Origin of the sequence: Flammeovirga agarivorans (assembly GCF_012641475.1) — a bacterium.
Classification (GTDB): domain Bacteria; phylum Bacteroidota; class Bacteroidia; order Cytophagales; family Flammeovirgaceae; genus Flammeovirga; species Flammeovirga agarivorans.
The window spans coordinates 352,223-366,537 of the sequence record NZ_JABAIL010000003.1; the positions used below are offsets into that span (position 1 = coordinate 352,223).

Below are 14,315 nucleotides of genomic sequence, written 5' to 3' on the forward strand. Positions count from 1 at the left end.
TCTTTAGGGATTAGATGTAAATGATTTTAGTTGATCAAAACTCTTTCTATTAAGTCATTTTTATTTGAAGAGATTCTTATGAAATATAAACCTGTATCTAGATGTGCCACATTAATATTAATTTGTGGTGTGTTTAAATCACTTTTTTCATAAATGATTCTCCCATAGATATCTATCAAAGCCAATGTGTCGATCTCCATATTTCTTCTCAATTTGATATTCAAATTTTGATTAGCTGGATTGGGATAGACATCTATTAAGGATGAATCAAATTTCGTTTCATCTGTATTACTGATCACACTGTTATTTGTAGAACATGAAACGGTATTCAACGAAGCATTGTAAGTTAGATTAGTGTAATCTACACCTTCTACACACACTTCAAATGATTGGTCAGATGTTGTAGATGAAGTGGTAAGTGTAACCTTCCCATCTTCTCCCGTAACACCAGAAAAGTCTTCATTAAAACTACCTCCGAAGGTTCCTTCTACGGTAGCACCATTCACTGGTTGATTTAGATTATCATAAATAGTAATGGTTGCTTGCCCATATACTTCATTATTTTCACTTTCTGTAGTTGTCGTTTCTATAGCGTAGACAAACACTTCTTCCGCAGCTGATTCAGTATAAGATAGGGTGATGTCATCGACCCAGATCACTCCTGATCCTGATGATGTGTTGCCAAAGTTGACAAAAATTTCCATCCCAGAGATCATGGTACGATCTACTAATGTACCCGGATCTGGATAGCCTGATTTCCACTTTCCATTAAAGTCCCAAGTATAGGTATACCATTCTCCATCTTTTGTTACTTCCGGTTCAAATGGGATTTCATTTGTAGCATAACCATGAAAGTCAACTAAGTCTATTCTGAAGTTAGCGTTAGGATTGTTGTTTTCTAGTTTTACTTTAACAGAGAGTTTAGCATGGTTAGAAAGGTCTAATATAGCATCAAAGTCTTTTGTAATCCTTGGATAATACTCAGGTCTATTGACAGTATAATCAATACGTAAAGCTTCCTCTTCTAGGCTTAAAGTAAAGTTATTGTCTCCTGTAGGAGGGTTGTACTCTTCAAGTTGATCTGTAGAAAAGTCATCTATAATATAATCAACTTCTGTTTCAAGGTTGTTCCTTACTAGCACTTCTATAACATCACTTGTCGTTCCACAAGACGTTTCCATATCTACGCTTACTCCACCCGATTCATCACTTACTTGCACTTCTATTGTATTAGTACCTTCTCCAGATAAGATCGTATATCCTTCAGGTACATGCCAGTTGTAGCTGTCTTTACCCTCTGAAGCAGTAAATGTTACCGTTGCATTTGTTTCTAATAGACTTTCGCCAATTAAATGGTCTTTCACTTCATATACCCTCACATAGTCCACCAACATTTTCACACCTTCTTCACGGTCAAAAATGGTAACGTCTACACCTAGGTCATTATCTACTTTAACAGCACCACCCCAGTCGCCACCAACAGCAACATTTAAAAGAACGGCAAACGGTTGAGTAAAAGGCCAAGCTTCCCATCCTGTACCATCGTTATATGTTGTGAAGAATAAAGCATCATCAACATAAAACTCCATTCTATTGGGTGTCCATTCTACTACATAATTATGAAATTCAGTAGTCACAGTAGGTACAGTAATCTTATCTGTTTTTTGAGTGCCTTGTCCCCAATTGTATTTATATGTATGCGTAGTGGCATGTACTACCCCTTCTTCATACCCCACATGTTCCATGATATCAATTTCACCCGTATTTGGCCAACCACCACCACCATAGTTGGAGTTTTGCCAGTTTTCAGGCATCATCCATATAGCAGGCCATGTGCCTCTACCAGAAGGTAGTTTTGCTCTTACTTCTATTCTACCATGTAGTGTTCGATGACCAGGAGTATTGGAGAATAATCGGGCAGATGCATATTCATTTTCTGTTTCCGATTCTGTCGCTTCAATAATTAATAGACCATCCTCAACTCTAGAGTTTTTTCTATCATTTACATAAGCCTGTAGTTCGTTGTTATTGGCACCAACACCCATTATTTCATGTACCCATATGGAAGGGTCGGGTGCACCTGTATAATCAAATTCATCACTCCATAACAGTTCTCTACAAGATAGGTTCTGAGCATTTGCATTCTTTGTAAAAAGTAAGAGTGAAGATAATATTAGTAGTGTTTTAATCACTAAAGAGTAATAGATTTTCATAATTGAAACATAGATTAAAAAGTTCATTTCATATGGGAACCAATCCCGATGTTTCAAAGGTAGAGGGTGAAAAATCTTTCACATAAAAACACTACCGCGCAATACTACACAACCCTTTTTTACCCACTACTCAAAACTACTCAAAATTCATAATCAACTATTATTCAATGATTTAAAAATCAATAATTGAAGAGAAAATCGTTGAGGTTTTCATGTTTATCAATGCTTAGTTTTTTTCTTAATCTGTATCTATACGCTTCAATACTTCTAATTGTACTGTTCTGAATCGTTGCTATTTCCTTAGTAGATAGACCCGTTTTGATAAAAGCACATAATCTTAACTCAGTAGCGTTCAATTCAGGGTATTCACTCTTCAATTTTTTGAAAAAGTTATTATTAATTTCATCAAAATGGACTTCAAACTGTTGCCAATTGGTAATTTCCGAATTGGATAGCTTTAGCTTATTAATAAGAGATTGAATTTCTTTTTGAGCCATAGGGTTCACATCAGAACGTAGATCAGCCAAGGTATCATAGATCTGTTCTATTGTATCTTTCTTGTTGGCTAATTGTGCAGAAAAGGCACTTAACTTTGTTGATTTTTCTGCAAGTTCTGTAGTGTTTTTATGCAGTTTGGCTTCTAAGATTTCATTTTTGAGTGCGATGATCTCCTTGTCTTTTTTTAGCTTTTCTCTTCGGTTTTTACTTTCTATAGACCTTTTGGTATATAACCTTATGAAGTACATAAATAGAAGGAAACAAATGAAGTAAAGTAAATAGGCCCAATGTGTTTGGTACCATGGCGGTAAGACTCTAAAATTAAAGAATACGACAGGAGTTTGTTTATCATAGATGTTTTTTGCTTTTAAACGGAACGTATATTCTCCTGCAGGCAAGTTGGTGTAGTCTTTAAAATTGATATCCGTAAAGCGACTCCATTCTTTGTCAAAACCTTCCAGTTTATAACTATAACTAACCATATCCTGATCAGAATAAATAGGAACAGAGTAATTGATTTTTATCGAATTGTCAATGTAAGGAAGTGCAAAATTTTGCTGGGCCGAACCCGACCTAAATAAAGTAGAATCAGGATTTCCTATTAAAGTAACCTTATCAAAAATAGGATGTACATCTGGCATAAGGTTAGGATTTACTTTCTTCTCCTTCACAAAAAGATTAAATCCATTTTTACTACCTAATAGCACACTATCTTTCGAAAGCGGATACATTAGTTCAAAACCAGAAATTGTAGTATGATATAGTTTTCTAAACATATCCGTTTCTCTGGTGTATGAACCATCTATTTTCTTCTGAAGTACTCCCACTTCTAAATTGTTTAGTACATACCAGAAGTTTCCAAACTGATCTTCCGTTATCTTATTTATTTCAGTGGTATGACTTAATAAATTTTCTAACTGCGTATATAGACGAAAAGAGTCTGCCTGATAATCATATGTATAGATTCCTTTATGCTCTGATGTGAAAATAATATCCTCATTGATTCTCGAAACATTGATACCTAAGTCGGAAGGAAAACCATTTTCTGAGTTGTAAAATGCTACTTTTTCAGCCTCTTTTAAATCGTCACTTAATTTTATTTTAAATACTCCTTTATTGCCATGAGAGATCCACAGTATACCATTTTCATCTTCTTCAATTAATCTCGATGAATCTGAAAACCCCTTTATTTTATGTGAAAACCGAGGAATACCATCTTCGATATTGTATACCAACAATCCAGAGTAAGTACCTTGAATCGCATATCCTTTCCAATGATTTAATGGTTTCATCAACCAACCTCCCTGAATATCATTTATCATTTTCAGTTGGTTGTTTTGGTACACAAATGTTCCCTTATTATGTCCCACAATTAGGTGATCATTGATAACATCCATGTTCCAAACATTTCCTTCGGAGTTGGCAATCAATTGAAAATCAACAGGGAGATGTGTACTAAATCGGTTATATTTTACACTGTAAAGACCTTGAGATGTACCTAAAAAGAGTTTATTTTTATATTTTTTCGCTGTGTAACCAATTCCAAATACGTTGTAGTTATCACTAATAGGTGTTACCTGATGATAAAGGTTCAAGTAAAAAACACCGTTATCAGTACCTAACCATAAATTTTCTTTGTTATCGATAAAGGCAGTCATCACTTTACTTTTAATGCTCCCTAAACCATTTTTGATTTCTCTTTTTATTTGCCCTTTCTTATCCATGACAATAACAGTATTATCAGCCGTTGTGATGATATATAAATCGTTGAATAAAATGACCTTAACTGTCCTAAATCTATTCATTGAACGGGTGAGGGGAACGTCCACAATCTTACCCTTCTTGAGTAGAAAACATTGAAAATGATTGTCTATTATTAGCAGTTGGTGCTCACCATAGGGTAGTATCGAATTGATCTTATTTGGGGTGAATTTTCTAAGATGGGCAACACTTTCAAACTGCTCGTTTTTTAAAATATGTAGTCCTCCAAAAACGTCTACACTATAGAGCGTATCATTCACAATGGAAACATGTTGAAAGGCCTTTTGAGGTGATATTATTGTGAACTTTTCTTCTTGATAGATAAGGAGATGCTCTGTAGATATAAAGGCAATGCCTTGTGGTAGCTCATAAATTTTAAGGATCACACCTAATGATCTCTTGATGGTCTCTGGCAATTTAGATTTTATAGACTGATATATTAAGTTTCCATCTTTGTCATTTTCTAAGTACCCTAACTCATCTATTGCACCGACCCATACTCTTTGTTGAGCATCACAATACACAGATTGGACAATTGTATTGTTAGGCATTTTGATCAATTGAAGTTGTCCACCATTATATTCTACAACCCCAAAGCTATTACCAAAATACATGATATCATTAGCATTTTGAGTAATACTATAGGTTTGATTTGCCAGTTGCCATTCTTCTAATTTCTCTTGGGAAGGTCTCCCAGATGTTGTAGAAAAACACATCGATGGCAATACTATTACGCTTAAAAGAAGAAAAAATAATTGAAATAGTAGTTTATTCATTTCACTGATAAATAGTAAAAAAAAATTCGTTAGTGACGTTAATATATCAATTAATAGTCCAAATGAAAGTGGATGTTTAGTTTTTTATAATGTTATAAGTGAACCCAATGGATAGTCATTAATGTAAAGTTGTGAGGGAGTTAATTTAGGTAGAAACCCCTCTACTGTTTTAACATTAAAAATAGTAGAGAGGTAGTGATATAATTATCTACTTTCATTATTTATAAATGCTATCACATGATCTAATACTTTTTGTGATAACCTTTCTTGTGCTTCTATAGTCCAACCTGCAACTACTTCAGTTGATAGTATATTTTCAGATTTGTCATACTCTTCTTTGTGTTGACCTATTCCATCCCCATCAAAAATTGCGTAATTAGTAGGGTTTGAGATCCAATGGTCAAACGCTGATTTGTCGAATGTAAATCCAAGAGAGGTATTTATCAGAATCTTACCATCCCCCAATTTTGTGAATTCTTCTTCGCTTAAAATAGTCGTGTTTTTAGGTAAATGTAATGAGATAATTTCTGAGGATGTTATCAGCTCATCCAATGTTAAGTAGTTTACCCCATTCTCTTCAACTTGAGGTTTTCTACTTCTGTTATAATAGCTGACATTTGCTCCAAATGCTTGTAATCGATCTGCCAACATTTGTCCTGTTGTTCCCATACCAATAATCCCAACTTTCCTTCCTGTTAGTTCCACAGGGTTTTCTTTCCATTGTTGTTTTCCGATTCCTTTTAGTAGTCTTATTAACTCGGAGAGAATATATTCTATAAGCCCTTCATCACCATAATCTCTTATGCCTTTAACCATTATTCCACTTTTATCAGCATAGTCAATATCTACATTAGCAGATTTTTTATCGTATAAACTGCAACACATTCCTACATATTTAAGTGCTTTTGCGTTGCTCATTACCTTGGCGGTTAATTGAGTATTCCAAGAAACAAAAACACAGTCGGCATCTTCTATTCTTTTTGCGGCTTCTTCTTCTGAGGAAGGTATGTCATCATATACCTTTATCGGATTTTCTGAATACTTTCCTAACTTTTCTATTGCCCATTCTTGAAGGCCTGTTTTATCTATTATTGTTATTTGCTTAAACATTTTCATTTATGTTTTTTGATTTATAATAATTAATGAGCACTACCCCAATGAAAATAAGAAGTAATGCGAGGACTTTTTGGACTGAAACCGTTTCCTTTAAAAACCACCACCCGAGAAGGATGGCAATCGCCGGGTTGATATAAGTGTATGTCCCAACGATTGAAGGGGGTAATACTTTTAAAAGCCATACATATGAAAAATATGCGATTAATGAACCGACTACTATAAGATAGATCAACCCATATAAGGCTTCTAAACCCGACTGAGTTGTATGAGGTACTAACTTTTCATCGAGCAAGAAACTAATGACCATCGAGAGCAAGCCAACACATAACATCTGAATGGCTACGATTAAAATAGTATCACTTTGAAACGAGCCTTGTTGTGATTTGAGAGAACCAAACGCAAAACAGATCACACCGAAAAAAGCGATACAATAGGCGACTAGAGATTTAAGATCGATAGATTGTATAAACTCATCATCTCCAAATAGAAGTATGACACCTAAAAAGCCAACTAGTAATCCAAACAGTAGTTTTTTATTGGATCTATAATATGACCATCTCTTTTTATCCATTGCTACTAACCATATTGGTAAAGATGCCCAAACAATGGAAGTAAGGCCTGTGCTAAGGTATTGTTCTACCCAAACCACTGATCCTGATCCAAGGAAAAGTAAAAAGAGACCTATAAAACATATCTGCAGTAGTTCTTTTATTTTTGGTAGTTTTTGTCCTTGCAATAAAGACCAAAAGAGAAAGAGCAACCCTGCTATAATAAACCGGATACCACCCAATAGAAAAGGCGGAAAATACTCTAAGGTAACAGCAATTGCCATATATGTAGAACCCCATCCTATATAGAGTGCTGTAAGTGCAAAAACTGTTTTAAAATTTGACCTCTGTAAGTTCATCACATTTAACTTTAAATAATATCACAAAGATATTTGGAGCAAAATGATGAAGAAAGGACAATCAATAGTCGTTTTAGGACAGGTTATTTTTAATTTCTGTAGGTAAGACTTCGTGATGTTTTTCAAGCATCACACGTAATTGTTTTGATGTTTTGTATCCACATAAATTGGCAATATGCTCTACTTTATAATCAGAATACCGGAGTAAGTTTTTAGCTTTTTCAAGTCTCAATTTTGTGCGGTATTCAGCGATAGTAATACCTGTTTGTTTTTTAAAAGTACGGGTTAAATTTCGAGGACTAACAAACACTAATTCCGCTAAATCTTCGATGGTAGAAGTCTTTTCTAAGTTTTGAATAATCCAATCCTGTACAGCATGGATTTTTTCATCTTTATGGTTTCTATTCTGTACGTATACACTTACTTGTTCTTCAGTGGCAAGTCGCCTTTTATATACTACTAATTCTTTCGCGACTTCTGTTGCAATCTGCTTTCCTTGTCTTTCTTCGATTAAGTATAAAGCCAAATCAATACCTGTTATTACACCAGCACTAGTATAAATATTGTCAGACTTTGTAAACAATGTATTCTCTGCAATTTTTACATGAGGGAAATCAATTTTCATTCTATCGATCAAGTCCCAATGTATTGTACATTCTTTATTATTTAAGAGCCCTGATTCCGCTAAAAGAAAAGCGCCAGTACAAACGCTACAAATTGTTGTTTTGTTAGCATTGGCTTGAAGTAACCAATCGAAAAAGTAAGGATCTTCTTTAATATCAGCTATTTTACGCGTACTGGAACCAAAAATAAAAACGATATCATTTTTTGTTGGAGTAACAGTTCTAAAGTCGATCAACGCTGAAAACTGAATTCCAGAAGAACTTTTTATCGTTGTATAATTACTGACAAATTGTAGTTGATAGTTAAAACCCAAATTGATAACCTCTTCGAATACTTGTACAACTCCGGTGACATCAAGAATGGTGACTTCTTTGGGTATATAAAAATAGACTATTGATATTTCTTGTTTCATTGCGTAATGTTATCGCTTTTAATATGACTAAATAAGGATCAACTTATATTATAAGGCATCATAAACATTTCCTTATTGGTTTTTGATATTTCGAAATTACGAACTCTTAAATCAACTATTATTTTAATTGACCTTTATTTCATCAATAATTTTATCCAGAGACAAAAGAGGTAGAAATTATTTTCGTCTATACAATAGAAGGTCAGATGATCCGTCTTTTTGCAAAAGAAATCAATGAGGAAATGATACTGGAAAAAGAGTGAGTACTAGGAAAACTCCTCAGAATGTAATCGAAAGTGCATTTCTAAAAAATGGTCTGTAAAAGGGAAAACAGATGATTTTATCGAGTTAAAAGAAGATCAAGTTTTTATCTATGAAAGACCTGGTGAGGAAGCTAGAATCGGGGAATAGAAATTAGATTATTCAGAATAAAGTCATTCATTTTAGAGAAGAAGGGAATTCAAAATCAACAGAGCTGATTTATTACTTTAGAGTAAACACTTTGCTTCTGTATACTATGGATGGTGAACCATTAATGACTTTGGATCCTATTGGTGCTGATCTTATGAGATAACTTATTGTAAGTCATTGTAAATGAGGTTATTTCAGATTTAATCTGAGACAGACTCTTTTTTTTATGCCATGATTTTTTTGCAACCGTTATAATTTTTTTTGCAAAACGGCTTTTTAATAAAGTGCGTTTCTATAGGTGTAGGCACTCAGATTTAATGTTTTGAAAAAAACACTTTTTAGAATAGGGGTAGAACATTAATGGTGTGTCATGATGATGTAAAACTTAATGGTTCAATTTCAATAAGGAAAGTATTATGAAAAACTTAATCTTAATTTTATTTAGCTCAATTGTTTTTTTTACAAGCTGTAACAACGGTGAAAATGTCATCGATTCACCAAAACAATCTTTTGATTTAAACATCGAAGAGTCAGTAACAGGAATTCAATTCAACATTGCAGGTAAGGTTTTTATTGACGAGGGTAACGAACAATCGTTTGTAATAGAAACACAAAAAGAGGTAATGGATCACCTAACGTATGAAGTACAAAATGGTGTTTTGATTGTAAGTTTAGATAAGAACTTCAGTCAATATGATTTCAACTTAAACGTGACGGTTCCAAAACTTACTGAAGTGTCATTGAATGGTAGTGGTGATATTAGAACATACGACCTAAATACTGAAGGTGAAACACTTGAAGTAAACTTAATTGGTAGTGGTACTATTGTATTTGAAGATGCTACGTCTGCAACAACTGCAATCGAAATTCTTTTGGAAGGTACTGGTGATGTTAGTATCTCAAAAATTGCATCAAATGAGGTTTCGATTATTAGCAGAGGATCTGGTGAAATAGAATTATCAGGTACTTCACAAAGCTTAGAGGCGATGTTAGAAGGTTCTGGAGAATTAGAAGCTGGTGAACTTGAAACTAAAAATGTGACACTTTCAAATTCAGGTTCTGGTGATGTTCATGTATACTGTACTGATACTTTATCGATTAAGAATGAAGGTAGTAGTGACATTAAAGTTGATGGTAACCCTTCAACGATTGTCAGAAACAGAAACTAAAGAGTCGAAGCTTATTCCGATCCCTATTTCTCAAATAACTAAATCATATAATAAGTAAATTCTTAAATGATGCTTAGAGCAATATTTATCATGTTGATGTTTTCATCAATACAATTATTCGCACAAGAAGAAACTAATTACACCCCTACAAAACATCAAGTTTCATTATCCTATTATGGTGAATTTGTGACTCACCCAGGTTTTCGTATCGGTTACTTAACTCCGATATCACAAAAAACAAAAGTGAAAAACGAAACAAATGTAGTAGACAAATCTTGGGTAGTAGGTGGTTATTTCACCTATTATAAACATAAAATGAATCATGATGGTCTACTGTTTACTGGTGAAATTGGTAGACAGAGAATCAGTAAAAGTGGCTTTATCAGCAGTATTAATTTCGAAATGGGTTATATGTTGGCTGTTCTTGATGGTGAAGTTTATACACCTACAGAAAATGGTTTTGAAAAAGGAGCAAAGGCAGATTCTTATTTCACATTTGGTCTAAACCTAGGCTTGGGATGGGATTTTGAGAAAAAAATGAACTTACCAATTTCTGCTATGGTTGTTCCTCACTTCTATTTTCAAGCACCCTATAACACTGCAGTCACAGCTAGAACTGCTTTGGAAGTTAAATTTTTATACCATCTAAGATAAGTCACAAACATGAAATTTATTATAAAGATAGCCCTTATTAGCCTTGTATTATCACTTCTTTGGTCTTGTCAAAAAGAAAATGACCTATTGAAAGAAGGAGAGATGTTGTTCCTAAAACATAAAGGAGCTTCTATGCCAGTACTTGTGAGAGGTAAATATGATTCCGATGCCATTATCTTAATGGTACATGGAGGAGCAGGTGGGTCATCTGCACCACATATTGAAGACCTTGGGGGGTTAGTAGAAAAGGAGTTTATGGTAGCCTACTGGGACCAAAGACATTCTGGTTCATCACAAGGTAACTTCAGTAAAGATCTTATGACGATAGAGCAATTTTCTGAAGACATGAAATATGTGGTGAACATGTTGAAAAACAAGTACGGTGCTGATAAAAAGATCTTTGCCATGGGGCACAGTTGGGGAGTGATTCTTACAACCCATTATCTAATCACAGAGGAAGTCGGTCTTCAAGGAGTGATTCTTTCTAATGGGGCCCATAGTAGCGAACATGAATATAGTGCAAGAATGGATTATGTACATGACTTTGCCCAAGAGATGATCGAGAAGGGTTTGAGTATGCCAAAGACGATTAAAGTTGAAGGGAAAACCTTCACAACTTTGGAAGAAGTAGTGCAATGGACATTACAAAATGATCCTATAGATAACTGGGAACAATTGACAATTCTAAATGAATTGGTATACAGTGTTTACGACTATGTTCAGGATACATATGTTCAAGATGAATCAGATGGTTTAATTCAGGTATCTAAGAGTGAAATTGATTTTTATTCTCCATACAACCATTTAAATGAATGGACAAATGATATTAGAACATCTCAATTGATGAACAGCTTTACGGACCATTCAAGTATTCAAGAGTTCTATGATTTCACTCCAGAGATGGATAAAATTACATTGCCCACTTGTTTAATTTGGGGTAAATATGATGATATCATAGGTCTAGAAGTAGCTTACGATTATTACGATGTGATCAATACTCCTGAAGAGGATAAAGAGTTGATAATTCTTGAACATTCAGATCATATAGGAATGTATCTAGAGAATATGAAATTTAGTAATGCACTTATAGATTTTGTAAAGGCACATAAATAATAAATACATCTAATTTAGCTATTTATTCTATAACCCTAGAATCACCATAATTTGGTCTTTTCTAGGGTTTTGTCATTATAACTTTTTGAAAATTCTTATCAAAAATGATTAACTTAAGAATAAACGCTTAACTAGTTATTGATGAATACCCGATATAAAATTTTAAACAGAATTGAAAACCCAGAAATTCTATATCTTAAAGAACGATTTAATGGAGAAATTCATAGTGAGTTTAATATCAAAATAGATAATCAAGAAGCAAAAGGGGAGGTTCTTCTTTACCTAACCAAAGAGCTGAAAGTTATTATTACCAATTTTGAGGTATATTCTGATATCCACTTAGAACTATTGGCACACAAAGATTATAAGTACAAATTTCTTTGCTTTTTTGATCATATAGAAACAAAAGAAGCAGATGGAAAAGGTATGATGGAAGTTCGAAACCCAAGTGGCTTCTTTTTCTTTAAAGATCTCAATGATGTTAAATTCAAGTTTGAGAAAGGTACACATAATCAGGCAGTTTCAATAGCTTTCAATGAAGGGGTAGCACACTCTGAGATTGAAAAAATATTAGACAATATGGATAATGTGGTTTATCACTCAGGCAACAATGATACTAGTTTATGGAAGAAGTTATTTTTCTCAGCTAGAGAAGTTTATGAACCACTAAAAGTACTTTGGGGTGAGACAAAAATATTTGATCTATTGTACGGTATTCAGAATATTCTATCCAATTATAATGAAGTAAAAGATGACGAGTTTTATGAGAATTATGAGATAGATAGTGTGATTAAAATTCAGAAGGGAATTATATCAGATTTAAGAAAAAGACCCAATATTCAACAACTTTCAAAAGAATACGGGATCAATAAAAATAAATTAGGGGATCTATTTAAACAGTTCTATCAGCAAACAATATATCAGTATTACAAAAAACAAAGAATTAATCATATCAAAAATATTCTTCTATCAACAACTGATAAACTGTCCTTTATAGCCTCTGAGTATAGTTTTACAAACATCAACCATTTTTCTAGAGAATTTAAAAAAGAATTTGGCATGAGCCCATCAGAATATATTCAGAATAATAAAGGTTGATTCTACCTTCTAATGTCATACACTTTTCCTCATCACTGTAGGTTTCAATCCATAAAATTCTATCACACTTCTATTGGTGATTTCTAATTCCTTTTTCATTACATCTCTCTTTGTACTTTTAGATGGTAATTAACCTCTCATACAGATTTATAAAGAATATACCCCTGTTATTTTCACTTACTTTCAATGATCACTTTTTTGTTTGTACTAAAATCTTTCGTGATTTCCATACGATCATATTCATCTCCAAAAACGGTATATGCTACGTACTTTAATGTATTCCCTGCAATACTAATCACTTGAAATAATTGAGACTGTTCACCGGATTGGTCTAGTTGATAACCATTGGCTTGAAAAGATTTTACCTTCTTCGTATCAAGTTTATTTTGCTCTGATCCACTCACTGAAGTGACATATACAGTCCCTAGTTCTTTATCCTGATTCGTTGGAGTATGACCTCTTGTATAAGTTTGTGTATGACTATTTAATACAAGGTCGACATTATACTTTTGAAGGATAGGTTGCCATTGCTCATTACCTAGTTGGAAATGTTCCCTTTTTGTGGGAGAAAAAATAGAATGATGGAAAGTAACTATATTCCACTTTGCTTGACTGCTTCTTAATTTTTCTTCTAAAAATTTTGTCTGTTCTTCAATTTGTTGGTTGGAGTTCAGGACAATAATTTGGACCTCTTGGTAATCGAAAGAATAAACGGTTTCATGTAATCTTTTACTTATTCCTGTTTCTCTTGGTAGGGTAAATTGTGGTTTCCAAAGCATCGACAATTGCTTCGGTGAGTTTTTATATAATGACTCAAACTCCTGACTACCTACTACGGGAACTGTAGTCCATCTACTATGAATAAACCCCGCAGCTTTAAACCATTTTGCCCATGCATTATCATTATGTGCATTATCAACGAAGTTTCCGGCATGTATGGCAAAAGAGGCATTAGGAGCTGTTTGGTAGGCCGTTCTGACTACCCTCGACCAATTTTCAAGTACATTGCTTTGTGCATCACCAAAATAGACAAACTGTGTGGGTGAATATTCCTTTTTTGCGGTCTTAAATTGGATCCATTCTGACCAATTTTCATTTCCATCTCCAACTCTATATACGTAGTATTGGTCGGGTTCAAGATCTTCAAAAGTGACACTATGGTAATGAACTATCAATGGTGTATTGCTGGTATGTAATCCCAAATCAAACTGTCTGCTTTTTGCTTCGATTTGTTTCGCATTTTTTGAAAACGTCAAGTCCATAGTCGCTAATGCAATTTGAGCATAGCCTTTTTCGATCTGTTCGTTGGTGCGCCATGTCACTGCTCTATTTGTGGCAGGGTTTCCATTAAAAGTTAAGACTATTCTGTCTGGATCTTTGCTTGGTAGTTCCCAATGGTGTAGCTCTCTATGTTTATAATGATTGTGTTTATGTTGTCCAAAAACATTCACTACTAAGAACAGAGAAAAGATAAGTGTGCAAAGTTTCATTTTGTTATTTAGTGAAGCAGTTATTTAAAGAAATGGATTAAATACAGTACTTTTTATTTAAAATATACCCAAA

General features: G+C 33.7%; 10 protein-coding genes. 4 read left to right on the top strand and 6 right to left on the bottom strand.

Annotation, left to right across the window (positions count from 1 at the left end):
* Positions 1-26 precede the first annotated feature (26 nt).
* The 5 genes from HGP29_RS10590 to HGP29_RS10610 form a co-directional block, all read right to left on the bottom strand.
* Complete coding sequence (locus tag HGP29_RS10590; RefSeq protein WP_168882372.1) at positions 27-2,213, bottom strand: family 16 glycosylhydrolase; 2,187 nt, start codon at positions 2,211-2,213, stop codon at positions 27-29.
* 179 nt (positions 2,214-2,392) lie between these two features.
* Positions 2,393-5,248, bottom strand: a complete 2,856-nt coding sequence (locus tag HGP29_RS10595; RefSeq protein WP_168882373.1) for a triple tyrosine motif-containing protein — start codon at positions 5,246-5,248, stop codon at positions 2,393-2,395.
* Positions 5,249-5,452: 204 nt separating this feature from the next.
* Complete coding sequence (locus tag HGP29_RS10600) at positions 5,453-6,358, bottom strand: NAD(P)-dependent oxidoreductase (RefSeq protein WP_168882374.1); 906 nt, start codon at positions 6,356-6,358, stop codon at positions 5,453-5,455.
* Positions 6,351-7,271, bottom strand: a complete 921-nt coding sequence (locus HGP29_RS10605) for an EamA family transporter (RefSeq protein ID WP_168882375.1) — start codon at positions 7,269-7,271, stop codon at positions 6,351-6,353. Before HGP29_RS10605 ends, HGP29_RS10600 begins: the two co-directional genes overlap by 8 nt.
* A 73-nt stretch (positions 7,272-7,344) precedes the next feature.
* Entirely contained in the window at positions 7,345-8,307 is a 963-nt protein-coding gene (locus HGP29_RS10610; RefSeq protein ID WP_168882376.1) for a GlxA family transcriptional regulator, read from the bottom strand.
* An 827-nt stretch (positions 8,308-9,134) separates the two neighbouring features.
* On the opposite strand from HGP29_RS10610, the gene HGP29_RS10615 reads away from it, so the two are divergent.
* From HGP29_RS10615 to HGP29_RS10630, 4 genes are all read left to right on the top strand, one after another.
* Positions 9,135-9,887 carry a head GIN domain-containing protein gene (locus HGP29_RS10615; RefSeq protein WP_168882377.1) on the top strand — a complete coding sequence of 251 codons (753 nt, stop codon included), beginning with the start codon at positions 9,135-9,137 and terminating at the stop codon, positions 9,885-9,887.
* Between the two features lie 66 nt (positions 9,888-9,953).
* A complete protein-coding gene (locus HGP29_RS10620; protein ID WP_168882378.1) occupies positions 9,954-10,541 on the top strand; it encodes a hypothetical protein in 588 nt (195 codons plus the stop codon).
* A 9-nt stretch (positions 10,542-10,550) separates the two neighbouring features.
* Complete coding sequence (locus HGP29_RS10625; protein ID WP_168882379.1) at positions 10,551-11,654, top strand: alpha/beta fold hydrolase; 1,104 nt, start codon at positions 10,551-10,553, stop codon at positions 11,652-11,654.
* A 141-nt stretch (positions 11,655-11,795) separates the two neighbouring features.
* Positions 11,796-12,752 (top strand): helix-turn-helix domain-containing protein, encoded by a 957-nt coding sequence (locus HGP29_RS10630; RefSeq protein ID WP_168882380.1) that lies wholly within the window; start codon positions 11,796-11,798, stop codon positions 12,750-12,752.
* A gap of 173 nt (positions 12,753-12,925) precedes the next feature.
* Here the strand turns inward: HGP29_RS10630 and HGP29_RS10635 are convergent, their stop codons facing one another.
* Positions 12,926-14,242, bottom strand: coding sequence for a purple acid phosphatase family protein (locus HGP29_RS10635; protein WP_168882381.1), 1,317 nt, complete (start codon positions 14,240-14,242; stop codon positions 12,926-12,928).
* Positions 14,243-14,315 lie beyond the last annotated feature (73 nt).